Source organism: Streptomyces toyocaensis (assembly GCF_000725125.1).
In the GTDB taxonomy this organism is placed as follows: Bacteria; Actinomycetota; Actinomycetes; order Streptomycetales; family Streptomycetaceae; genus Streptomyces; species Streptomyces toyocaensis.
Genome location: NZ_JFCB01000011.1, coordinates 108,944 through 130,566 on the forward strand (window position 1 = coordinate 108,944; position 21,623 = coordinate 130,566).

General features: G+C 72.1%; 19 protein-coding genes. 11 read left to right on the forward strand and 8 right to left on the reverse strand.

Annotated elements, in window-relative coordinates; translation table 11 throughout:
* Positions 1–280 precede the first annotated feature (280 nt).
* From nth to BU52_RS14695, 3 genes are all read left to right on the forward strand, one after another.
* Entirely contained in the window at positions 281–1,402 is a 1,122-nt protein-coding gene (gene nth / locus BU52_RS14685) for an endonuclease III (protein ID WP_235216337.1), read from the forward strand.
* Between the two features lie 91 nt (positions 1,403–1,493).
* Positions 1,494–2,189 (forward strand): NUDIX hydrolase, encoded by a 696-nt coding sequence (locus BU52_RS14690; RefSeq protein ID WP_037933701.1) that lies wholly within the window; start codon positions 1,494–1,496, stop codon positions 2,187–2,189.
* A 45-nt stretch (positions 2,190–2,234) separates the two neighbouring features.
* The gene (locus BU52_RS14695) at positions 2,235–3,434 is read left to right on the forward strand and encodes a MarP family serine protease (RefSeq protein WP_037933703.1); all 1,200 of its coding nucleotides are present in this window, start codon (positions 2,235–2,237) and stop codon (positions 3,432–3,434) included.
* 93 nt (positions 3,435–3,527) lie between these two features.
* Here BU52_RS14695 and BU52_RS36320 read toward each other — a convergent pair whose 3' ends face one another.
* The 6 genes from BU52_RS36320 to BU52_RS14720 form a co-directional block, all read right to left on the reverse strand.
* The gene (locus tag BU52_RS36320) at positions 3,528–3,710 is read right to left on the reverse strand and encodes a hypothetical protein (protein ID WP_078492825.1); all 183 of its coding nucleotides are present in this window, start codon (positions 3,708–3,710) and stop codon (positions 3,528–3,530) included.
* 139 nt (positions 3,711–3,849) lie between these two features.
* On the reverse strand, positions 3,850–4,800 hold the full coding sequence (locus BU52_RS14700; RefSeq protein ID WP_037933705.1) for an alpha/beta fold hydrolase: 951 nt from the start codon (positions 4,798–4,800) through the stop codon (positions 3,850–3,852).
* On the reverse strand, positions 4,797–5,285 hold the full coding sequence (locus BU52_RS14705; RefSeq protein WP_037933707.1) for a phage holin family protein: 489 nt from the start codon (positions 5,283–5,285) through the stop codon (positions 4,797–4,799). The genes BU52_RS14700 and BU52_RS14705 overlap by 4 nt, the downstream gene beginning before the upstream one ends.
* A gap of 84 nt (positions 5,286–5,369) precedes the next feature.
* Positions 5,370–6,806, reverse strand: coding sequence for a Na+/H+ antiporter NhaA (gene nhaA / locus BU52_RS14710; protein ID WP_037933710.1), 1,437 nt, complete (start codon positions 6,804–6,806; stop codon positions 5,370–5,372).
* A 191-nt stretch (positions 6,807–6,997) separates the two neighbouring features.
* Positions 6,998–8,953 carry an acetate--CoA ligase gene (acs, locus tag BU52_RS14715; protein WP_037933711.1) on the reverse strand — a complete coding sequence of 652 codons (1,956 nt, stop codon included), beginning with the start codon at positions 8,951–8,953 and terminating at the stop codon, positions 6,998–7,000.
* A gap of 200 nt (positions 8,954–9,153) precedes the next feature.
* Complete coding sequence (locus tag BU52_RS14720; RefSeq protein WP_037933713.1) at positions 9,154–11,601, reverse strand: SulP family inorganic anion transporter; 2,448 nt, start codon at positions 11,599–11,601, stop codon at positions 9,154–9,156.
* 330 nt (positions 11,602–11,931) lie between these two features.
* On the opposite strand from BU52_RS14720, the gene BU52_RS14725 reads away from it, so the two are divergent.
* Positions 11,932–13,203: a polysaccharide deacetylase family protein gene (locus tag BU52_RS14725; RefSeq protein WP_037933715.1), complete on the forward strand. Its 1,272-nt coding sequence runs from the start codon at positions 11,932–11,934 to the stop codon at positions 13,201–13,203.
* 3 nt (positions 13,204–13,206) lie between these two features.
* On the opposite strand, the gene BU52_RS14730 is transcribed toward BU52_RS14725, so the two are convergent.
* Positions 13,207–14,187, reverse strand: a complete 981-nt coding sequence (locus tag BU52_RS14730; protein ID WP_037933717.1) for an ATP-binding protein — start codon at positions 14,185–14,187, stop codon at positions 13,207–13,209.
* Between the two features lie 101 nt (positions 14,188–14,288).
* Here BU52_RS14730 and BU52_RS14735 point away from each other — a divergent pair, with 101 nt between their 5' ends.
* The gene (locus tag BU52_RS14735) at positions 14,289–15,113 is read left to right on the forward strand and encodes a Fic family protein (protein WP_037933719.1); all 825 of its coding nucleotides are present in this window, start codon (positions 14,289–14,291) and stop codon (positions 15,111–15,113) included.
* A 404-nt stretch (positions 15,114–15,517) separates the two neighbouring features.
* On the opposite strand, the gene BU52_RS14740 is transcribed toward BU52_RS14735, so the two are convergent.
* Positions 15,518–16,363, reverse strand: coding sequence for an HAD family hydrolase (locus BU52_RS14740; protein WP_200881192.1), 846 nt, complete (start codon positions 16,361–16,363; stop codon positions 15,518–15,520).
* A gap of 567 nt (positions 16,364–16,930) precedes the next feature.
* Here BU52_RS14740 and ssd point away from each other — a divergent pair.
* From ssd to BU52_RS14770, 6 genes are all read left to right on the forward strand, one after another.
* The gene (gene ssd / locus BU52_RS14745; RefSeq protein WP_037933723.1) at positions 16,931–18,037 is read left to right on the forward strand and encodes a septum site-determining protein Ssd; all 1,107 of its coding nucleotides are present in this window, start codon (positions 16,931–16,933) and stop codon (positions 18,035–18,037) included.
* Positions 18,034–19,251, forward strand: coding sequence for a TadA family conjugal transfer-associated ATPase (locus BU52_RS14750; RefSeq protein WP_051858200.1), 1,218 nt, complete (start codon positions 18,034–18,036; stop codon positions 19,249–19,251). The genes ssd and BU52_RS14750 overlap by 4 nt, the downstream gene beginning before the upstream one ends.
* Complete coding sequence (locus BU52_RS14755) at positions 19,248–20,123, forward strand: type II secretion system F family protein (RefSeq protein ID WP_037933726.1); 876 nt, start codon at positions 19,248–19,250, stop codon at positions 20,121–20,123. The genes BU52_RS14750 and BU52_RS14755 overlap by 4 nt, the downstream gene beginning before the upstream one ends.
* Entirely contained in the window at positions 20,120–20,914 is a 795-nt protein-coding gene (locus BU52_RS14760) for a type II secretion system F family protein (RefSeq protein ID WP_037933728.1), read from the forward strand. The genes BU52_RS14755 and BU52_RS14760 overlap by 4 nt, the downstream gene beginning before the upstream one ends.
* An 85-nt stretch (positions 20,915–20,999) precedes the next feature.
* Positions 21,000–21,209 (forward strand): DUF4244 domain-containing protein, encoded by a 210-nt coding sequence (locus tag BU52_RS33585; RefSeq protein ID WP_078903238.1) that lies wholly within the window; start codon positions 21,000–21,002, stop codon positions 21,207–21,209.
* Positions 21,196–21,561 carry a TadE family type IV pilus minor pilin gene (locus BU52_RS14770; RefSeq protein WP_037933734.1) on the forward strand — a complete coding sequence of 122 codons (366 nt, stop codon included), beginning with the start codon at positions 21,196–21,198 and terminating at the stop codon, positions 21,559–21,561. Before BU52_RS33585 ends, BU52_RS14770 begins: the two co-directional genes overlap by 14 nt.
* The last annotated feature ends 62 nt before the right edge of the window (positions 21,562–21,623 follow it).

The following is a 21,623-nucleotide window of genomic DNA, read 5'->3' on the forward strand; positions in this document are numbered from 1 at the left end:
GTGATCTGTCACAAGGATGCCGTACGGGCCGGTCGGGGTAAGCGGCAGGGGTCCAATTGGACGCCGGTCTCCAGGGGCCGGGGCGGATGTCGGTGCCGGGTCGTAGGCTGGCCGGGTGTCCAAATCGCCGGTGAGAGCACAGGCCGAGGGGGCTGCGCGGGTGGTTGAACGTAGCGATTCCGCTGTGGGCGAACAGGGCTCCGATGGCGGTAAGGAAACGGCGAATGCGGCAAAGAGGTCGTCGGCGTCGAAGAGGTCGGACGAGAAGCCGGCGGCTCGCGTGAGCGGTGCGGTGGGGCAGGTCGGGGAGAAGAGCGTGCCGGGAAAGCGGGCTGCCGCCGGGAAGGCGGAGGCCTCGGACGAGGCCGTGGCGACGGGCAGGACGGCCGCGAGCAAGACGGCTTCGGCCAGCGGGGCCTCGGGTAACGCGGCTCCGGCCAAGAGGACCGGCACCGCCGAGAAGACCGGCACCGCCAAGAAAGCCGCGGCCAAGAAGACCGGCACCGCGAAGAAGGCCACCGCTCCCGTCAAGAAGGCCCCGGCCCCGAAGAAGCAGCTCGTCGCTCCGAAGAAGGCGACCGCAGCCGTCCACGCCGCCCCGGCGAAGACCGTCGTCAGGCCCGCGAGGAACGAGTCGCGCACCGCCCTGGTCCGGCGGGCCCGCCGCATCAACCGCGAGCTCGCCGAGGTGTACCCGTACGCCCACCCGGAGCTGGACTTCGAGAACCCCTTCCAGCTCGTCGTCGCCACCGTGCTGTCGGCCCAGACCACCGACCTGCGCGTCAACCAGACGACCCCCGCGCTCTTCGCGAAGTACCCCACTCCCGAGGACCTGGCCGCGGCCAACCCCGAGGAGGTGGAGGAGATCCTGCGCCCCACCGGCTTCTTCCGGGCCAAGACCAAGTCGGTGATAGGGCTGTCCAAGGCCCTAGCGGAGGACTTCGGGGGCGAGGTGCCCGGACGGCTCGAGGACCTCGTCAAGCTGCCCGGTGTGGGCCGCAAGACCGCCTTCGTCGTGCTCGGCAACGCCTTCGGGCGCCCCGGCATCACGGTGGACACGCACTTCCAGCGCCTCGTGCGCCGCTGGCAGTGGACCGGGGAGACCGACCCCGACAAGATCGAGGCGGCCGTCGGCGCGCTCTTCCCCAAGAGTGACTGGACCGACCTGTCCCACCACGTGATCTGGCACGGCCGACGCATCTGCCACGCCCGCAGGCCCGCCTGCGGTGCCTGCCCCATCGCGCCGCTCTGCCCTGCGTACGGAGAGGGCGAGACGGACCCCGAGAAGGCGCGGAAGCTGCTGAAGTACGAGAAGGGCGGCCTCCCGGGCCAGCGTCTGAACCCGCCGCAGGCCTACCTGGACGCCGGTGGCAGGGCCGCCCCGCCGCTGGGGGCCGGATGACGGAGCGACACACGCCACGGCGGTCCGCGGAACGATCCCGGGGACGCCGGGCGTTGGACCCGTGGGACGCGGCCGGACGACGGGGGTGGCGATGACGCGCACGAGCGGTGCCCGGGGCGGCCCGGTGACGCTCAGCCGGGAGGGGCTGCCCTCCTGGCTCGACCCGGTGGCCCGGGCGGCGGAGACGGTCGCGCCGAGACAGCTCAGCCGCTTCCTGCCCCCGGAGAACGGCAAGGGGCGCCAGTCCGCCGTCCTCATCCTCTTCGGTGACGGCGAGCGCGGGCCTGAGCTGCTGCTCATGGAGCGGGCCAGTTCGCTGCGCTCGCACGCCGGGCAGCCGTCCTTCCCCGGCGGCGCCCTCGACCCGGAGGACGGTGACCCACAGGGTGATGGGCCGCTGCGCGCCGCTCTGCGCGAGGCCGAGGAGGAGACGGGCCTCGACCCGTCCGGCGTCCAGCTCTTCGGTGTCCTGCCGAAGCTCTACATCCCGGTCAGTCACTTCGTCGTCACGCCCGTGCTCGGCTGGTGGCGGTCACCCAGCCCGGTGGGGGTCGTCGACCCGAACGAGACCGCGCGGGTGTTCACCGTCCCCGTGGCGGACCTCACGCATCCCGACAACCGCGCGACGACGGTTCACCCCAGTGGTCACCAAGGCCCCGCGTTCCTCGTCGAGTCGGCCCTCGTCTGGGGTTTCACGGCGGGCGTCATCGACCGGTTGCTGCATTTCGCCGGGTGGGAACGCCCCTGGGACAGGGACAAGCAGGTGCCCCTTGACTGGCGGTCATGACAGGGTGGGCACCGTGCTGGGTACGACGAGGCGAGGCTTGAAGCGGTGAACGTGCTGGACATCCTGTTGCTCCTCGCCGCCGTGTGGTTCGCGGTCGTCGGCTACCGCCAGGGCTTCGTCGTCGGCATCCTGTCGGTGATCGGCTTCCTTGGCGGCGGTCTCGCCGCCGTCTACGCGCTGCCGGTCGTCTGGGACGTGCTGACGGACCATTCCGAGGTCAGCACCGCGGCCGCCGTCGTCGCGGTGGTCGTGGTCATCGTCTGCGCCTCCGTCGGCCAGGCGCTGACCACGCATCTCGGCAACAAACTGCGCCGCCACATCACCTGGTCCCCGGCCCGCGCGCTGGACGCCACCGGCGGGGCCCTGGTCAACGTTGTCGCGATGCTCCTCGTCGCCTGGCTGATCGGCTCCGCCCTCGCCGGTACGACGCTGCCGACACTCGGCAAGGAAGTGCGCGGCTCCCAGGTGCTCCTCGGGGTCTCACGGGCGCTGCCGGACCAGGCCGACACCTGGTTCGCCGACTTCTCCTCCGTCCTCGCGCAGAACGGCTTCCCGCAGGTCTTCAGCCCCTTCGCCAACGAGCCGATCACCGACGTCCGGCCCCCGGACCCGGCCCTGGCGGGCAGCCCCGTGGCGCTCCGCGCGCAGCGCTCCATCGTCAAGGTGACGGGCACCGCCCCGAGTTGCGGGAAGGTCCTGGAGGGCACAGGCTTCGTCTTCGCCGAGCGCCGCATCATGACCAACGCGCACGTCGTGGGCGGCGTCGACGAGCCGACCGTGCAGATAGGCGGCGAGGGCCGCAAGTACGACGCCACGGTCGTCCTCTACGACTGGAAGCGCGACATCGCCGTCCTCGACGTACCCGATCTGAAGGCGCCCGCGCTGCGGTTCACCACCGAGGACGCGAGCAGCGGCGACGACGCCATCGTCGCCGGCTTCCCGGAGAACGGGGCGTACGACGTCCGTGCCGCGCGCCTGCGCGGGCGCATCACGGCGAACGGCCCCGACATCTACCACCGCGGCACGGTCCGCCGCGACGTGTACTCCCTGTTCGCGACGGTCCGTCAGGGCAACTCCGGCGGACCGCTGCTGACCCCCGACGGCGAGGTCCACGGCGTGGTGTTCGCGAAGTCCCTCGACGACGCCGAGACGGGCTACGCGCTCACCGTTGACGAGATCCGGGAGGACATCGCCAAGGGCCGCAGCGCCAACCAGCAGGTGGACAGCGACAGTTGCGCGCTCTAGGAGCCACGAGGCTGTGCGTGCGGCAGCTCTACGAGCCGTCAGCCGTGCGGGACGTCAGCCCTGCGGACCGTCAGCGCGCCCTCCGCGCGGGTGTCAGCCGCGCGGGTGGCGCAGCCGGACCGAGACCCAGCGGGCCCGGCGGCGGAGGATGCGCGGGATTCCCACCCTGAGGTCCGTTGCTGCCATCTGAGGTGCACCGCCTCGCTGGTGGGAACCCACACCGCTCGCCGAACGGCGATTGCGGCTTGCGTCACTGTAGTCGTGCGTCCAGCCCATACCCCGACGTCTGCCCCCGGCCCATGGTCGATAACCTCGCCGTCGGACCCCAATTGGCCTATGCGCCGGGCAATTGGCATTCGTAGGACAAGTGTTCAGGGGGTCGGCGCCGGGAGCGGCACCGACCGCGTCGGAACGGTCACCGATCCGGCTCGGGATCCTTCAGCCAGTTGATCAGTTCCGTCGAGAAACTGACCGGGTCCTCCTCGTGCGGGAAGTGGCCCAGCCCGTCGAACAGCCGCCAGCGGTAGGGCGCTTCGACGTACTGCCCGGAGCCGGCGGCGCTCCGCGTGCGCACCACGGGGTCCAGCGAGCCGTGCAGGTGCAGCGTCGGCACCCGCACCGGCCGCTTCATCCTGCGGTTGTACTGGATGCCGTCCGGACGGGCCAGGGAGCGCACCATCCACCGGTACGGTTCGATCGAGCAGTGCGCCGTGGACGGGATGCACATGGCCCGCCGGTAGTTCTCCAGCGCCTCGTCGTCCGGCAGGTGCGGCCCGGACCAGTCCTGGATGAGCTTCCCCACCAGCGCCCCGTCCTCCGCGGTCAGCTGCCGCTCCGGGATCCAGGGCCGCTGGAACCCCCAGATGTGGGACAGCGCGGCCGACTGCCTGGCGTCCGAGAGCAGCGCCGACCGCCAGCGCCGCGGATGCGGCATGGACGCCACCGCGAGCCGCCGTACGAGCTTGGGGCGCATCGCCGCCGCCGTCCAGGCCAGGTATCCGCCCAGGTCGTGTCCGACCAGGGCGGCGTCCGGCTCACCGAGGGAGCGGATCACCCCGGTGATGTCCAGCGCCAGGTTGGCCGGGTCGTAACCGCGCGGCGTACGGTCGCTGCCGCCGACGCCCCGCAGGTCCATGGCGACGGCCCGGAAGCCCGCGTCGGCGAGCGCCGTCAGCTGGTGCCGCCAGGTCCACCAGAACTGCGGGAAGCCGTGCAGCAACAGCACCAGGGGGCCGTCGCCCAGCTCCGCGATGTGGAAGCGGGCGCCGTTGGCGGCGACGTCGCGGTGGATGAGCCCCGAGCCGCCGGGGATGTCCAGGCGTACGGCCGAAGCGGGTTGCGCCGAAGGGGTGGCGGGGTCCGTCATGAGGACGAGCGTGCCACAGCCTCGATGGCCTGGGGGGCCCGGTCCTCCGGCAGGGCGGGACGCGGGTGCGGCTTGGCCTTCTGCAGCACGCCCGCCGTCTCCTTCATGGAGGCGGCGACCTTCTGGGCGCCGCGGCCCTTCTTGGCCTTCTTGGCGAAGGTGACGCCGATGAGCGCGAGGACCCCGGCGATCAGCACGTTCGCCGCGAAGGACAGCAGGAAGCAGACCGCGAGGTTCCACTCGCTCCAGGTGCGGATGGCGTAGGCGAGGGCGAAGTTCAGCATCGGCAGGGAGAACAGCAGCAGCACTCCTGCCGCCGTGAAGGCGCCGCCGCTGGTGGCGCCCCGCTTGACGTCCTGCTTGAGCTGCGCCTTCGCCAGCGCGATCTCGTCGTGCACCAGCGCCGACATGTCAGCCGTCGCCGAGGCGAACAGCTGGCCGATGCTGCGTTCGGCGCCGACCGGGCTGCCGTCGGGTGCGCTCATCGCGGTCTCCCTCTCCTGCGTACGCTCTGCGTACGGTCCTCGTGCCTGCGCGGACGGTTCCGTCTTTTGTACCGTCTCGTCAGATCATGCCGGACCCTCGTGGTCCTCGCTTGCCCCGTCGGTCACTTCGGCAAGCGCGTCCCGCTCGGCGGCCTTCTCCCGGGCGAGTCGCCGGTGCTCGGCGGCCTTGCGTTCGTGGATCTCCGCCATGCGCAGGTGGTACGCGGGGTCGTCCTGTTCGTAGACGTCCGGTACCCCGCTGAGGTCCTCGTCGCGCTCCTCCTCCTCGATCAGCTTGCGGTACTTGGAGTTCCGTATCTTCAGCAGGACCGTCGCGAGGGCGGTGGCGATCAGCGAGCCGGCCAGGACGGCCGCCTTGACGCTGTCCGTCATCGCCGCGTCGTCCTCGAAGGCGAGCTCCCCGATGAGCAGCGAGACGGTGAAGCCGATCCCGGCGAGGGTCGCCACCGCGAACACGTCCGCCCAGGCGAGTTCGTCGCTGAGCGAGGCCCTGGTGAACCGGGCCGTCAGCCAGGTGCCGCCGAAGATGCCGAGCGTCTTGCCGACGACGAGCCCGAGGACGACGCCGAGCGTCTCGGGCTGGGTGAACACCTTCGCGAGCGCGTCGCCGGAAACCGCCACTCCCGCACTGAACAGGGCGAACAGCGGGACCGCGAGGCCCGCCGAGAGCGGCCGGACGAGGTGCTCGATGTGCTCGCCGGGGGAGTGCTCCTCACCCTCGTGGCGGTGGCAGCGCAGCATCAGCCCCATGGCGACGCCGGCGATGGTGGCGTGGATGCCGCTGTTGTACATCAGGGCCCACACCACCAGTGCGAGTGGCACGTACACGTACCAGCCGCGTACGCCCTTGCGCAGCAGGACCCAGAAGACGGCCAGGCCCGCGACGGCACCGCCGAGCGCCACGAAGTTCAGGTCGTCGGTGAAGAAGACCGCGATGATCAGGATCGCGAACAGGTCGTCGACGACGGCGAGGGTGAGCAGGAAGGCACGCAGCGCGCTCGGCAGGGAGGTGCCGATGACGGCGAGGACGGCGAGCGCGAAGGCGATGTCGGTGGCGGTGGGTACGGCCCAGCCGGCCAGGGAGCCACCGCCCGCGGTGCTGGTGAACACGTAGACCAGCGCCGGTGCGGCCATGCCGCACAGGGCGGCGACGACCGGGAGCGCGGCGGCCTTGGGGTCGCGCAGATCGCCGGCGACGAGTTCGCGCTTGAGCTCGACGCCCGCGACGAAGAAGAAGATGGCGAGCAGTCCGTCGGCGGCCCAGTGCGCCACGGACAGGTTCAGCCCGATCGCCCCGGGGCCGAAGTGGAAGTCGCTGACGCTCTCGTAGCTGTCGTGCAGCGCGGGAACGTTCGCCCAGATCAACGCGGCGACGGCGGCCAGGAGCAGGAGTACGCCACCGACGGTCTCGGTGCGCAGCGCGTCCGCCACGAAGGACCGCTCGGGCAGGGAGAGACGTCCGAAGGCCTTGCGGGGTGTGGGGGTGCGGGGCGCGGTCACGGGGAAGTCCTCAGTTCGGTGGGCAGCACGAATCGCGTGCCGACCAGACTTCCCGGCGCCCCATGAGACAGCTTTTTGCTTAGTTTATCTAACGTGCTCATGGGACGCACCAGGAGCATCCTGCGGGTACCCCGGGGCGCCCCGCGCATGACTGCGCGGGGCGCCCCCGGTCATGATCGTCCGCCGCCCGCTCAGTCCTCGCTGGGCGCCGCGGGCAGCTTGGCCTGGATGAGATCCATGACCGTGGAGTCCGTCAGCGTGGTGACGTCTCCCAGCTGGCGGTTCTCCGCGACGTCGCGCAGCAGGCGGCGCATGATCTTGCCCGAGCGGGTCTTCGGCAGCTCGGCCACCGGGAGGACCCGCTGGGGCTTGGCGATCGGGCCGAGCGTGGCGCCCACATGGCTGCGCAGTTCGCCGACCAGGTCCTCGCTCTCCGCCGCCGTACCGCGCAGGATGACGAAAGCGACGATGGCCTGGCCGGTCGTCTCGTCCGCCGCGCCGACCACGGCCGCCTCGGCGACCGACGGGTGGGAGACGAGTGCGGACTCGACCTCCGTGGTGGAGATGTTGTGGCCGGACACCAGCATCACGTCGTCGACGCGGCCGAGCAGCCAGATGTCGCCGTCGTCGTCCTTCTTGGCGCCGTCACCCGCGAAGTACTTGCCCTCGAAACGCGACCAGTACGTGTCGATGAACCGCTGGTCGTCGCCCCAGATGGTGCGCAGCATCGACGGCCACGGCTCGGTGAGGACCAGGTAGCCGCCGCCCCCGTTGGCCACCTCGTTCGCCTCGTCGTCGACGACGGTCGCGGCGATTCCGGGCAGCGGCGTCTGGGCGGAGCCGGGCTTGGCGTCGGTCACGCCCGGCAGCGGGGAGATCATGATGCCGCCGGTCTCGGTCTGCCACCAGGTGTCCACGACCGGGGTGCGGTCCGCGCCGATGTTCTTGCGGTACCAGATCCACGCCTCGGGGTTGATCGGCTCACCGACGGAGCCCAGCACCCGCAGCGAGGACAGGTCGAACTTCGCGGGGATGTCGTCGCCCCACTTCATGAACGTCCGGATCGCGGTGGGCGCCGTGTAGAGGATCGTCACGCCGTACTTCTGCACGATCTCCCAGAAGCGGCCCTGGTGCGGGGTGTCCGGGGTGCCCTCGTACATGACCTGGGTGGCGCCGTTGGCGAGCGGGCCGTAGACGATGTACGAGTGGCCGGTGACCCAGCCGACGTCCGCCGTGCACCAGTACACGTCGGTCTCGGGCTTGAGGTCGAAGACGGCCCAGTGCATGTACGCCGTCTGGGTCAGGTAGCCGCCGGAGGTGTGCAGGATGCCCTTGGGCTTACCCGTGGTACCCGAGGTGTAGAGGATGAACAGCGGGTGCTCGGCCCCGAAGGCCTCGGGGGTGTGGTCGGCGCTCTGCCGCTCCACCAGGTCGTGCCACCACAGGTCGCGGCCCTCGGTCCAGGCGATGTCCTGGCCGGTGCGGCGGACGACGAGGACGTGCTCGACGTTCTCCACCCGGCTGACGGCCTCGTCCACGGCCGGCTTGAGCGCGGAGGGCTTGCCGCGCCGGTAGCCGCCGTCGGCCGTGATGACGACCTTGGCGTCGGCGTCCTTGATGCGGGTGGCCAGCGCGTCCGCCGAGAAACCGCCGAAGACGACGGAGTGCGCGGCGCCGATGCGGGCGCAGGCCAGCATGGCGACGGCCGTCTCGGGGATCATCGGCATGTAGACGGCGACCCGGTCGCCCTTGCGGACCCCCAGCTCCAGCAGGGCGTTGGCGGCCTTGGAGACCTCGTCCTTGAGCTGGGCGTAGGTGAGGGCGCGGCTGTCGCCCGGCTCGCCCTCGAAGTGGATGGCGACCCGGTCGCCGTGCCCGGCCTCGACATGGCGGTCCACGCAGTTGTAGGCGACGTTGAGCTCGCCGTCCTGGAACCACTTGGCGAACGGCGGGTTCGACCAGTCCAGGGTCTCGGTGGGCTCCGTGGCCCAGCTCAGCCGGCGGGCCTGCTCGGCCCAGAAGCCGAGCCTGTCAGCCTTGGCCTGTTCATATGCCTCCGCCGTGACGTTGGCGTTCGCGGCCAGGTCGGCGGGGGGAGTGAAGCGACGCTCCTCCTTCAGAAGGTTGGCCAGGCTTTCATTGCTCACGGCATCTGCCTTTCCCAGGGGTGTCCGTTGTGTCCCAGGCCACAGCTCATCAGACCCGGGGGTGCGCTGACAAGGTCCGACGGCCAATTGGTTTAGACCTGTCGGGCGCCGAGTGGCGCGGTCTGCGACACCTCTTCCCACGGACCCCGGAGCGAGCCGGTTCAAGAGGTGACATGCCTCTCACACCCGGACGCCCCGCCTCACATCGCCAGGTCGGCGGCACGGACGCGGTCGAACACCCTCTCCTCTCCCCGCTCGGTGAGGAGGTAGGCCTGGGCCTCACCCACGTGGAAGTACAGCCCGTGCAGTTCCAGGGCCTCGTCCTTCAGGGCCCGTGCCACCGATTCGTGGGCGCGCAGGTGCTCCAGTTGCTGCACCACGTTCGTCAGGCAGAGCGCCTCGACCGCGTCGGCGGGGGCCCTCCCGGTCAGCCGCGGCGCGGGCCGGCCCGTGTCGCCCAGGCGCTCCAGGCTGGGATGCCCGTGCCGCAGCCAGCGTCTCAGCGGCGTGCGGGTGCCTCCCGGATCGGAGTCGAGCAGTGCCTGCATCGCACCGCACCCCGAGTGCCCGCACACCGTGATCGAGCGCACCGCCAGCACCTCCACGGCGTACTCGATGGCGGCGGCCACCGAGTCGTCGCCGCTCTCCGTGCCGGGCGGGGGCACGAGGTTGCCGACGTTGCGCACCACGAACAGGTCTCCGGGGCCACTGGAGGTGATCATGGAGGTGACCACTCGCGAATCCGCGCAGGTCAGGAACAGCTGGCCGGGCTGCTGCCCCTCGCGCGCCAGCCGGGCCAGCTCGCCGCGCACCAGGGGAGCGGTGTTGCGCTGGAACGCGCTGATGCCCCGCACCAGTTGCTCGCCACCGGTGCCGTCCGGCTCCGGCTCGCCCTCAGCGGCCGATTCCGCGCCGCGCGCTCGGTCCTCTACGCCCTTGCCGTCGGCCGTGCCCGGCGGCCGGTCGCCGTCCGGCAGTGCCCGCGGGCGCTCGCACTGGTGGTTGCGCCAGGCCGTCCAGGGCCGGCAGCGGCAGTCGGCGCCGGACGTGACCGGCTCCTCGGGTCCGCCGGCGGGTTCCCCGGAGGTGAGGACCGCCGGTTCGGCGATCCGCAACCCGGCGCGGCGACCGGTGATCTCCACGGTGCCGCCCCGTGCGGTGTGGGTGCTCTGCCAGTCCTGGAGCGTCTCGTACGCCGCGTGGTCCATGAAGGAGCCGTCCAGCTCCACGACGACCTGGGCGCCTTGGGGCACGTGATGCAGCGCGCGGCTGAGCCGTGGCACCGCGAGGAACGTCAACTGCCCCCGGACATGAACGTGATGGGATCCTTCCCCTTCCTCGTGGGTGATGCGCGTGCGGGTGAGGCGGTGCAGGGCGACGGCGACGGCGACGGCGATGCCGAGAGCCACACCCTCCAGGACGCCGAAGCCGACGACGCCGAGGGTGGTCACGGCGTAGACCAGCACTTCGCGGTGGCGGGTCACCGTGCGGATGTGGTGCAGGGACACCATCTGGATACCGACGGCCATCACCAGGGCGGCGAGGGAGGCGAGCGGGATGAACTCCAGGAGAGGGACCATCAGCAGCGCGGCCGCCACCACGAGAACGCCGTGCAGCATCGTGGAGTTCCGGCTCACGGCACCCGCGTGGACGTTCGCGGAACTGCGCACCGCGACTCCGGCCACGGGCAGTCCCCCGAGGGAGCCGGAGACGATGTTGGCCGCGCCCTGCCCGAGCAGTTCGCGGTCCAGGTCGGACCGCCCGACGGGGCCGGCCCCGAGGCGGCCGGACACCAGCTTGTCCACGGCCACCGCGCCGAGCAGCGACTGCACACTGCACACCAGCGTCGTGGTGAGCACGGCGGTGACGAGGCCGAGCACGGGCCCCTCGGGCAGTCCGGCCAGGGCGTGGTTGCGCCAGGACGGCAGATCCACCTTGGGCAGGACGAGCCCGGCCGCCGCGGCGACCGTGGTCGCCCCGGCGACGGCGACGAGTGCGGCCGGAACCGCACGCAGCAGGCGTCCGGCCCGTCCGGGGAGCCGCGGCCAGAGCAGCAGCAGAGTGAGGGTCAGCACGCTCACCGACAGGGCCGCGGGGTGCAGGTTCGCCAACTGGGCGGGAAGGGCGCGGAGGTTGTCGGGGACCGAGCTCTGCGGGGTGCCGCCGAGGACGATGTGCAACTGGGCGACGGCGATGGTGACACCGATGCCGGCGAGCATGCCGTGCACGATCGCGGGACTCACGGCGAGCGCGCCGCGGGCCACCCGCAGACAGCCGAGACCGAGCTGGGCGAGGCCGGCGAGGACGGTGATGGCGCAGGTCGCCCGCCATCCGTACTGCTGGATGATGTCGGCGGTGACGACGGTGAGTCCCGCGGCCGGACCGCTGACCTGGAGCGGGGAGCCGCCGATCCGCCCGGCGACGATTCCGCCCACGGCGGCGGCGACCAGGCCGGCCTGGAGCGGTGCGCCGGTGGCGAGGGCGATACCCAGGGACAGGGGAAGGGCGATCAGGAAGACCGCGATCGCGGCCGACACATCGGCGCCCGCGATGCGGAAACGGCGGGGCCCGGGGGGCGGGCTGTGAGGCGGATGGGTGCGCTCGGTGTGGTCCGAATCGAGGGTGCGGGCGGGAACGCAGGCTGACATGGTGTCCCGTCTCCTTCGGGTCTGCGCGGTCGCTCGACTGGTGGACGCGCTCGGTGGCGGGGCGGTCGTGGCCGAGGGGGAGCCCCGGAACGGCACGGCGTGGCAACAATCAGTAAATGAATCGTAATTCCGAGTAAAGCGCTGGCATAGACTTTCCGGGCAAATGGGGGAATCAATCACCCCAGCGAGTGAAGTGGTTATTTCATCGGCTTGTCGTATTAATTCGTTCTTCCTTCCATGCGACGTTGGCGGCGCTGTCGGCACGGACCGGCACAGCACCAGACAACGCCCTCATCGAGCTCGGCCCGAGAGAAGGAAGAAGGTGGGCGGATGGCCGCCACCCACAGGATCGCCGCGGGCACCGTGATCGCCGCGGTCTGCGTCGCCTCGCTCGCCGGCTGCGGCACCGGCCCCGACGGCACCGGCGAGCACGCGCGGAACCAGGAGAAGGCCCACCCGGCCCCCGCGCCGAAGAACGTCGTCCGGCTGATCGGCGACGGCTCCACCGCGTACACCGGAGCGCAGCCGCACCTGCCCCGGCCCGAGCGGCTGAAGCCGGGTGAGAAGCCCCCGCAGTTCGTCGTCTTCTCCTGGGACGGCGCGGGCGAGGACAGCCAGCGGCTCTTCTCCCACTTCCGCAAGGTCGCCCGGGAGAACAACGCGACCATGACGTACTTCCTGAGCGGCGTGTACCTGCTCCCGGAGGAGAAGCGTGATCTGTACCGGCCGCCTCAGCACTCCCCGGGCCGCTCCGACATCGGCTTCAACGACCGGCAGGGCATTGCCGACACCGTGGAGCAGCTGCGTCTGGCCTGGCTCGAGGGCAACGAGATCGGCACCCACTTCAACGGGCACTTCTGCGGCAGCGCCGGCGGGGTCGGCGCATGGTCGGTGGCGGACTGGAAGGACGAGATCGCCCAGGCCAAGCGCTTCGTGAGGACCTGGAAGACCAACGCGGGCATGAAGAACGCGGCGCCGCTGCCCTTCGACTACGACAAGGAGCTCATCGGCGCGCGCACCCCGTGCCTGGAGGGGCAGAAGAACTTCATGAGGGCCGCGCGGGAACTCGGCTTCCGCTACGACACCAGCGGGGTCAACAACCAGGTGTGGCCGAAGAAGAAGCAGGGGCTGTGGGATCTGTCGATGCAGCTCGTGCCCTTTCCCGGGCACCGCTTCGAACAGCTCACCATGGACTACAACTTCATGGTCAACCAGTCCGGTACCACCACCCAGGGCGACCCCGCCAAACACGCGCTCTGGGGCGACCAGATGCGGGACGGCCTGCTCCAGGGCTTCGAGCGGGCCTACCGGGGCAACAGGGCGCCCCTGATCATCGGCAACCACTTCGAGTCCTGGAACGGCGGCACCTACATGCGCGCCGTCGAGGAGGTGGTCGAGACGGTGTGCAACAAGCCCGACGTCCGCTGTGTCTCCTTCCGGCAGCTGGCGGACTGGCTGGACGCCCAGGACCCGGCGACGCTCGCGAAGCTGCGCACGCTGGGCGTCGGCGAGGCCCCCAAGAAGGGCTGGGCGTCCTTCCTGTCCGGCGGCCCCGCCCCGGCTCCCAAGGGGGCCCCCGGGTCCCCGGCGGCGAAGGGGTGAGCGTCAGGCGGGCGCCGTGACGCTCTCGCCGAGCACGAAGCCGGGGTCGACCTGGGCCGCCAGGTCGACCCCCGTGCGCTCGTTCCCCCACGACCGGGCGTTCCTCAGATGGAAGTGCACCATCTGGCGGGTGTAGCGCTCCCGGTCCCGCAGTCCGTACATCGCGTCGGCGGCCGAGTGCAGCAGGCGCAGGGCGTGGCGGTTGGGCTCCTCCAGGAGTTCGAACCGCGGCGGCCGGCCCTTCTCCAGGGACCGGACCCAGTCGGAGTGCCCCACTGTCACCAGCAGGTCGTCCCCGACCTCCGCCCGGAGGAAGTCGAGGTCGTCCGGGCCCTGCACCTTGTTGCCGACGACCTTGAGGGCCACGCCGAAGTCGCGCGCGTACTCCTTGTACTGGCGATAGACGGAGACGCCCTTCCGGGTCGGCTCGGCCACGAGGAACGTGATGTCGAAGCGGGTGAACATGCCGGAGGCGAAGGAGTCCGAGCCGGCGGTCATGTCGACCACGACGTACTCGCCGGGGCCGTCCACCAGGTGGTTCAGGCACAGCTCCACCGCTCCGGTCTTGGAGTGGTAGCAGGCGACTCCCAGGTCGGCCTCGGTGAAGGAGCCGGTGACCATCAGACGGACGGTCCCGCCGTCGAGTTCCACCGGGCGGGCGCAGGCGTCGTAGACCGGATTGTCCTCGCACACCCGCAGCAGCCGGGAACCCTCGCCGGGCGGCGTCGTCTTGATCATGGTCTCGGCGGACGCGATGCGCGGGTTGGTCCCGCGCAGGTAGTCCTTGATCAGTGGCAGGTGCTCGCCCATCGCGGGCAGGGCGGCCGCATCCGCCTCGTCCAGGCCCAGCGCGGTCCCGAGGTGCTGGTTGATGTCGGCGTCGACCGCGATCACCGGGGCGCCGCACGCCGCGAGCCGACGGATGAAGAGGGAGGACAGGGTCGTCTTTCCGCTGCCGCCCTTCCCTACGAAAGCAATTTTCATGTTCACCAAGAGTAAGGTACCGGTGCCTCTGCGTCACAGCAGGGCGTGAAGAAGACCACTCCATCGTGGGGCGGGCGCTCCGGGTGCGTAGTGTCGTACTCATGAGTACGACAGGCGCGACCGCCGACCCGCTCGCGGCCCTGGGTGCCCTGCCCGGTGTGGCCGATTCCGTGGAGTCCGTACGCAAGGCCGTGGACCGGGTCTACGGGCACCGGGTCATGCGGCGGCGCAGCAACGAGATCACCTCCGAGGCGGCGCTGCGCGGCGCCCGTGGCTCGGCGGCGCTGTCGGGCGCCGACTGGGCCCTTGAAGAAGTGCGCCGGCGCAGCGACTTCAGCGGCGACGACGAGGCGCGCACCATGGGCGCCGCCTTGCGCCTGACCGCCGAGGCGGGGCAACTGCTGTCCATCTGGCGGCAGTCGCCCCTGCGGGTGCTGGCACGGCTGCACCTGGTCGCGGCGGCCGACGAGGCGGAGCGGACCGGGCGGCCCCGGCAGGAGGGCGAACCGGTCGACGAGCCCTTGATCGGACTGCCGCTGCCGAGCGCGGCGGAGGCACACGGCAGGCTGGAGGGGCTGTCCGAGCTGATCGTCGCGGGCGGTTCCGCACCGGCGCTGGTGACGGCCGCCGTGGTGCACGGCGAACTCCTCGCCCTGCGCCCCTTCACCTCCCACAACGGGCTGGTGGCGCGCACGGCCGAACGCGTCGTTCTGGTCGGCAGCGGACTCGACCCGAAGTCGGTCTGCCCCGCCGAGGTCGGACATGCCGAGCTGGGACGGGACGCCTATCTGGAGGCACTGGAGGGCTATGTCTCCGGCACCCCCGAGGGAGTGGCCGCCTGGATCGCCCACTGTGGGCGGGCCGTGACACTCGGGGCGCGCGAGTCGACCGCGGTGTGCGAGGCACTGCAGCGCGGAGCGGCGTGAACGGGACGGCCTGAATGCCGCTCCAGGGAACCGCGCGAAGATGCGGCGGTACGAATACTCGTACCGCCGCTGGCATGTTCACCGCGTTACCAAGCGTCCTCGATATATGCCCATCAGGTCGGGGACTTTGCCCGTCACCTGGTGCGGCTGGCCCGTAATCGACGGGTCGACGTCGCGTGGGTTCCCGGTGTTCATGCTCGGTCCGTGGGGCCGAATGCGTGGTAAAGGTGATCCTCTCGGATGCCCTTGGTCTCGCGGGCCGACACGTCCTTTGTACTCCGGTTCCGAAGCGGGCGGAAGTTCCGGGCCTGCTTCTTTACTTTTGTGTTCAAACGCGTGCCAAACGGGCGCCGATATGACGAAGGCGGGCGGCGATCGCCCGCGCGGCCCGTGAAACGGAGCGGTCAGGCCGCCGGGGCGCGGCGCCGGCTGGCGTACCAGACGAGGCCCGCGGTGGCCGCCGCGGCTCCTATCGCGGCAGCCGCGACGAGCGCGGGGCGCGGCGGTACGGCGAACGCGGGGAAGCGCTGCTTCAGTCGCACCGGCCGGTGGAAGTCGAGGATCGGCCAGTCCCGCGCGAGGGCCTCGCGACGCAGCGCGCGGTCCGGGTTCACGGCGTGCGGGTGGCCCACGGACTCCAGCATCGGCACATCGGTCACGGAGTCGCTGTAGGCGTAGCAGCGGGCCAGGTCGTAGCCCTCGGACTCGGCCAGTTCCCGGATCGCCTCGGCCTTCGTCGGCCCGTACGCGTAGTACTCCACCTCGCCGGTGAAGCACCCGTCGCCGCCCACGACCATGCGGGTGGCGACGACCCGGTCGGCGCCGAGGAGTTCGCCGATCGGTTCGACCACCTCGGCGCCCGACGTGGACACGATCACGACGTCGCGCCCCGCGGTGTGGTGCTCCTCGATGAGGGTGGCGGCCTCGTCGTAGATGATCGGGTCGATCAGGTCGTGCAGCGTCTCGGCGACGATCTCCCTCACCTGCTGCACGTTCCAGCCGCGGCACAGGGCGGACAGATACTTGCGCATCCGCTCCATCTGGTCGTGATCCGCGCCGCCGGCGAGGAACACGAACTGGGCGTATGCGGTGCGCAGGACCGCCCTGCGGTTGATCAGGCCGCCTTGGTAGAAGGACTTGCTGAACGTGAGCGTGCTCGACTTCGCAATGACCGTCTTGTCCAGGTCAAAGAAGGCGGCTGTGCGAGGCAAGGAGTGGTTTTCCACGCCATGAGCATAGGGGCAGCCCATTCGGCGTAAGGTGGGGCGTGTGGGTTTGCCTGAGAAGGCTCTCGGGTACACCATGGAAGTCACGGATCGTTCGCGACCGTGCTAACCCGGCCCGACTCCTCCCCCCCCGAGTCGGCCGTGGGGACGACCCCCGCTCTCCCCCCCGGCGGGGGTCGTCGCATGTCCGGACGCATTTTCCACGCTTCTGCCCCACTTGAGGTGCCATGCCTGGTGTCGTCGGGGCAGATTTGTCATGCGCATGACTGATTACCCATGGTAGCCATCGGACTGCCCTGCGGAACTCGCACAGAAGGCGCCCTGGACTCACCGGTATGGGTGACCGCGATATTCACAGCCGTCGTCCCGTCCACAGTTTTCGACCAAGATCCACGAGTTTTTCCGGATGGCTGCACCGTGATTCCGGCGCGACCCGCCCGCCGCGAGTTCACGGCCGGTTCCGTTTGCCGGGTCGCGCCGGGCCGGTTTCCGCCGGCCGCTCGCAGGAAGGCCGCTCGCCGGCTCTTCACCCGTCCGGGAACCGCGAGGCCGCAGGGGCATCGCGGGACCACACAGCAAAGGGGGACGAACATGAACGGAACCATCACGCACGACCCGCCGCCCGCCTCCGGGGGAGGCCGGCAGGGCGCACCGCTGATCGTCACCGAGGACGCCGGGCTCCTGGACGACCTGTTGCGCCTGTGCGCGGCGGCCGGTGCCACGCCCGAGGTCCATCACGGGGTGCCGGAACCGAGGGGCAGCTGGGAGGCAGCGCCCCTCGTCCTCGTCGGCGACGACGCCGCGGGGCGGGTGCGCGGAGCGGCACGCCGGCCGGGCGTCGTGCTGGTCGGCCGCGACCAGGACGACTCCGGAGTCTGGCGACGGGCCGTCGAGATCGGCGCCGACCACGTGCTGATGCTGCCCGACGGCGAGCAGTGGCTCGTCGACCGCATCGCCGACGTGGCCGAAGGTGTCGGGCGGCCCGCTCTGACCGTCGGGGTCATCGGCGGCAGGGGCGGCGCCGGAGCGTCCACGCTCGCGTGCGCCCTCGCCGTCACCTCCGCCCGCGAAGGACTGCGCACACTCCTGGTGGACGCGGACCCCCTGGGCGGCGGACTCGATGTGGCCCTCGGCGGGGAGACGGCCAAGGGGCTGCGCTGGCCCGCGTTCGCCGCGTCGCACGGACGGGTCGGCGGTGGAGCCCTGGAGGAGTCACTGCCGGAACTGCACTCGTTGCGGGTCCTCAGCTGGGACCGCGGCGACTGCCTCGCCGTACCGCCCCGGGCCGTACGCGCGGTGCTCGCCGCCGCCCGGCGCGGGGGCGGCACCGTCGTGGTCGATCTGCCGCGCCGCGTCGACGACGGGGTCGCCGAGATCCTCGCCCAGCTCGACCTCGGGCTCCTCGTGGTCCCCGCGGAGCTGCGCGCCGTCGCCGCGGCGGGCCGCGTCGCCTCCGCCGTCGGCATGGTCCTGCGCGACCTGCGCGTGGCGGTGCGCGGCCCGTACGCACCCGGCCTGGACGACCGGGAGGTGGCCCGGCTGCTCGGCCTGCCCCTCGCGGGCGACGTCCCCGTCGAGCCCGCCCTGCACCGTCCGTACGACACGGGCCGGCCGCCCGGGGCGTCGGGCAGGGGTCCGCTGGCCCGCTTCTGCCAGGAGTTCTGGGAGCGCGTGCTGGTGGAGGCGAGGGCGGCATGAGCGGCATGAGGAGTCCGGCGGTGAGCGGCGGGGCCGGGATGCCACCCGGTCTGCTCGACGGGGTACGGCGACGGCTGGCCGAGAGCGGGGCCGAGCCGACGCCCGCGCGGGTGGCGCAGGCGCTGCGGGACCAGGGGCGGGTGCTCGGGGACGCCGAAGTGCTGGGAGCGGCCGAGCAACTGCGGTCCGAGCTGGTCGGCAGTGGGCCGCTGGAGCGGCTGCTCGCCGACCCTGCCGTGACCGACGTGCTGGTGTCGGCGCCGAACCGGGTGTGGGTGGACCGCGGCGGCGGGCTGGAGCTCACCGAGATCGCCTTTCCCGACGAGACGGCCGTCCGCCGCCTGGCCCAGCGGCTCGCCGCCGTGGCCGGCCGGCGTCTGGACGACGCCCGGCCCTGGGTCGACGCCCGGCTGCCCGACGGGACACGCCTGCACGCGGTGCTGCCCCCGGTGGCCGTGGGCGGCACCTGCCTGTCGCTCCGGGTCGTACGGCCACGCGCCTTCACGCTCGGCGAACTGGTGGCGGCCGGGACCGTCCCGCCGGGTGGGGACCGCGTACTGCGTGCGCTGCTGGACGCACGGCTGTCGTTCCTGGTCAGCGGCGGCACCGGCAGCGGCAAGACGACGCTGTTGAGCGCGCTGCTGGGGCTGGTCGGTCCGGACGAGCGCGTCGTCCTGGCGGAGGACTCGGCGGAACTGCGGCCCGACCACCCGCACGTCGTGCGCCTGGAGACACGGCCCGCCAACCAGGAGGGCGCGGGTCTCGTCACCCTCGAGGACCTGGTGCGGCAGGCATTGCGCATGCGGCCGGACCGGCTGGTCGTGGGCGAGGTGCGCGGCCCGGAGGTGGTCCATCTGCTGGCGGCCCTCAACACGGGCCACGAGGGCGGCTCGTGCACGGTCCACGCCAATGCGGCGGGTGACGTGCCCGCCCGGCTGGAGGCGCTCGGTACGGCCGCCGGACTCGACCGGTTCGCCCTGCACAGCCAGCTCGCCGCTGCCCTCTCCGTGGTCCTGCACCTGGTACGCGACCGGGGCGGCCGGCGGCGGATCGCGGAGGTGCACGTGCTGGAGCGGGACCCCTCGGGTCTGGTGCGGACGGTGCCGGCGCTGCGGTGGGGGCCGGAGGCCTTCGTCCGCGAGCGGGGCTGGGAGCGACTGCGGGAACTGCTCCGGGGCTCGACCGATGACGGACGCGAGGGGAGCGGGGGATGAACGGCGCGACGGAGGTGTCGACGGGCGCGGCCGTGGCCTGTCTGGGATGCGCGGCGTGGTTGCTGGGCGGAGGGCAGGCGGCTGCCGGGCGGGCGCGGTTGCTGCTGGCCGGCGGGAGCCCCGTGGACAACGGGCCTCCGGGGCGGACCCGGGCGCTTCGCGAGTGGGCGCGGATCCGCGGGCGGCTGCGCGTGGAGTGGTGGTCGTTGGCCGCCGGGCTGGTGCTGGCGGTGCTCGGGGGGTCGGTGCTGCCGGTCGTCGCGGGGGCGGCCGGGGTGCCGTTGCTGCGGCGGCTGCGGCGGGCCATCGGGGAGCGCCGGGCCCAGGAGAGGCGTGGCGACGCCGTGATCGCGTTGTGCGGGGCGCTCGCGGGTGAGGTGCGCGCCGGCCGGCAGCCGGGCGAGGCGCTGCTGCCGGCCGCACGGGACTCCGACGGGCTCGGCGAGATGCAGGCGGCCGTGCTGGCGGCGGCACGGTTCGGCGGGGACGTCCCGGACGCGCTGGCGGCGGCGGCACGGCAGCCCGGTGCCGAGGGGCTGCGGGGACTCGCCGCGTGCTGGCGGGTGGCCGTGGACCAGGGCGCAGGGCTCGCGGCAGGGCTCGACCGGCTGGAGGCGGCGCTGCGTGCCGAACGGGACCAGCGGGCCGATCTGCGCGCTCAGTTGGCCGGCGCGCGCGCCACGGCGGTGATGCTCGCCGGTCTCCCGGTCGTCGGCCTGGCGCTCGGCGCGGCTCTCGGTGCCGACCCGCTGCACATCCTGCTGCACACGTCGTCGGGACTGGCCTGTCTGGTGGCCGGCGGGGTGCTGGAGGGCCTGGGCCTGTGGTGGGCGCTGCGGATCATGCGGGGCGCGGAAGAGGCGGCGGCATGAGCGGAGACGTTGTCCACAGGCTGGGGGTTGCGGTGGGGATCGTGACCGCGCTCGTCTGGCTGGCGGGATGGTGGGACCGCACGCGGTGCGAGCGCCGAGTGCGGCGGCGCCTGGCCCAGGTGCTGGCGCTGGAGCGGACGGCTCCTGCCTCGCACCTCGCGCTGCTGCGCGCCGTGCGGCGTTGGGTGCCGCATGCGGGCGTGGCGTGTGCGGGGTGGGTGCTGGTGGGCGGACTCGCCGGAGCGGCGGTCGGGCTGGTCGCCGCGGCCGGGCTGTGGTGGTGGCTGCGTAGGGCGGCGGCAGGCGCGCACGGGGCGGGCACCGGTGGGGTGGACACCGTCGGGGCGGCGGGCCGGCTCCCCTTGGCCGCCGACCTGCTGTCCGCCTGCATCGCGGCGGGCGCCGGCCCGGTGCTCGCGGCGCAGGCCGTCGGGGAGACCCTGGGCGGACCGGTCGGGGGTGCGCTCGCCCGGGGCGCGGCGGAAGTACGGCTGGGTGGTGAACCGGGAGCGGCGTGGCGTCGGCTGGCGTCGTTGCCGGGCGCCGTGCCGCTGGCCCGGCTGCTGGAACGGGCCGATGTGTCCGGGCTGCCCCTGGCCACCCCCGTGGGCCGGCTCGCGGCCGAGGCCCGCGCGGAGTGGACCCGCGCGGCGACGGCACGCGCCCGGAGGGCGGCCGTCATGGTCAGCGCACCGGTGGGGCTGTGTTTCCTGCCCGCGTTCATCGCGATCGGCGTGCTGCCCGTCGTGATCGGACTCGCGGGCGGGGTGCTGGGGGGAGGTGGTGCGTGACGCGTAGAGGGCGACAGAGCCGGCGGAGTCGGCGGAACGAGCGGTACCTACGAGATCAGTGCGACTTCTCCTGACGGGGGTTGAGATGTATCAGACGGTGCGGGCACGACTGGGTGCCCTGGTGTGCAAGGCGCGTGCGGCACGGAGGGACGCCGGAATGGTGACCTCGGAGTACGCCATGGGAATCGTGGCGGCGGTGGCGTTCGCCGTAGTGCTCTACAAGGTGGTCAACAGCGGACCGGTCAGCACGGCGCTGCGGAACATCGTGCAGCAGGCGCTCGATGGCCGGATGTGAGCGTCGTGCCGACCGCGGGTTCGTCACGGCGGAGGCGGCCATGGTGCTGCCCGTGCTGGTGATGTTCGCGACGGCGCTGGTCTGGGGTCTGCTGGTGGTGGCGGCGCAGATCCAGTGCGTGGACGCGGCACGCGTCGGCGCCCGCGCGGCGGCCCGGCAGGATCCGCACGACGCGGTCGTCGCGGTGGCCCGTGAGGCGGCGCCGCCCGGCGCCAGGGTGGTGGTGAACCGGGAGGCCGGGCAGGTCCGGGTGGTCGTCGTGGCCCGACCCCCGGTGCTCCACGGGCTGCCCTTCGACCTGCGGGAGGAGGCCGTCGCGGCGGTCGAGGAGACGACGGGAGCGAAGACGTGAGGACCCGGCCCGGCAGGCGGTGGCCGAGGGACGGCCCCGACGGCCGGGCCGCGGGGCACCGC

Bases quoted from the DNA above. Each gene is read 5' to 3' on its own strand.
- BU52_RS14690 (WP_037933701.1), top strand. From the start codon at position 1,494: ATGACGCGCACGAGCGGTGCCCGGGGCGGCCCGGTGACGCTCAGCCGG.
- BU52_RS36320 (WP_078492825.1), bottom strand. From the start codon at position 3,710: ATGGGCTGGACGCACGACTACAGTGACGCAAGCCGCAATCGCCGTTCG.
- BU52_RS14700 (WP_037933705.1), bottom strand. From the start codon at position 4,800: ATGACGGACCCCGCCACCCCTTCGGCGCAACCCGCTTCGGCCGTACGC.
- BU52_RS14705 (WP_037933707.1), bottom strand. From the start codon at position 5,285: ATGAGCGCACCCGACGGCAGCCCGGTCGGCGCCGAACGCAGCATCGGC.
- BU52_RS14720 (WP_037933713.1), bottom strand. From the start codon at position 11,601: ATGTCAGCCTGCGTTCCCGCCCGCACCCTCGATTCGGACCACACCGAG.
- BU52_RS14725 (WP_037933715.1), top strand. From the start codon at position 11,932: ATGGCCGCCACCCACAGGATCGCCGCGGGCACCGTGATCGCCGCGGTC.
- BU52_RS14730 (WP_037933717.1), bottom strand. From the start codon at position 14,187: ATGAAAATTGCTTTCGTAGGGAAGGGCGGCAGCGGAAAGACGACCCTG.
- BU52_RS14735 (WP_037933719.1), top strand. From the start codon at position 14,289: ATGAGTACGACAGGCGCGACCGCCGACCCGCTCGCGGCCCTGGGTGCC.
- BU52_RS14740 (WP_200881192.1), bottom strand. From the start codon at position 16,363: ATGGGCTGCCCCTATGCTCATGGCGTGGAAAACCACTCCTTGCCTCGC.
- ssd (WP_037933723.1), top strand. From the start codon at position 16,931: ATGAACGGAACCATCACGCACGACCCGCCGCCCGCCTCCGGGGGAGGC.
- BU52_RS14750 (WP_051858200.1), top strand. From the start codon at position 18,034: ATGAGCGGCATGAGGAGTCCGGCGGTGAGCGGCGGGGCCGGGATGCCA.
- BU52_RS14755 (WP_037933726.1), top strand. From the start codon at position 19,248: ATGAACGGCGCGACGGAGGTGTCGACGGGCGCGGCCGTGGCCTGTCTG.
- BU52_RS14760 (WP_037933728.1), top strand. From the start codon at position 20,120: ATGAGCGGAGACGTTGTCCACAGGCTGGGGGTTGCGGTGGGGATCGTG.
- BU52_RS33585 (WP_078903238.1), top strand. From the start codon at position 21,000: ATGTATCAGACGGTGCGGGCACGACTGGGTGCCCTGGTGTGCAAGGCG.
- BU52_RS14770 (WP_037933734.1), top strand. From the start codon at position 21,196: ATGGCCGGATGTGAGCGTCGTGCCGACCGCGGGTTCGTCACGGCGGAG.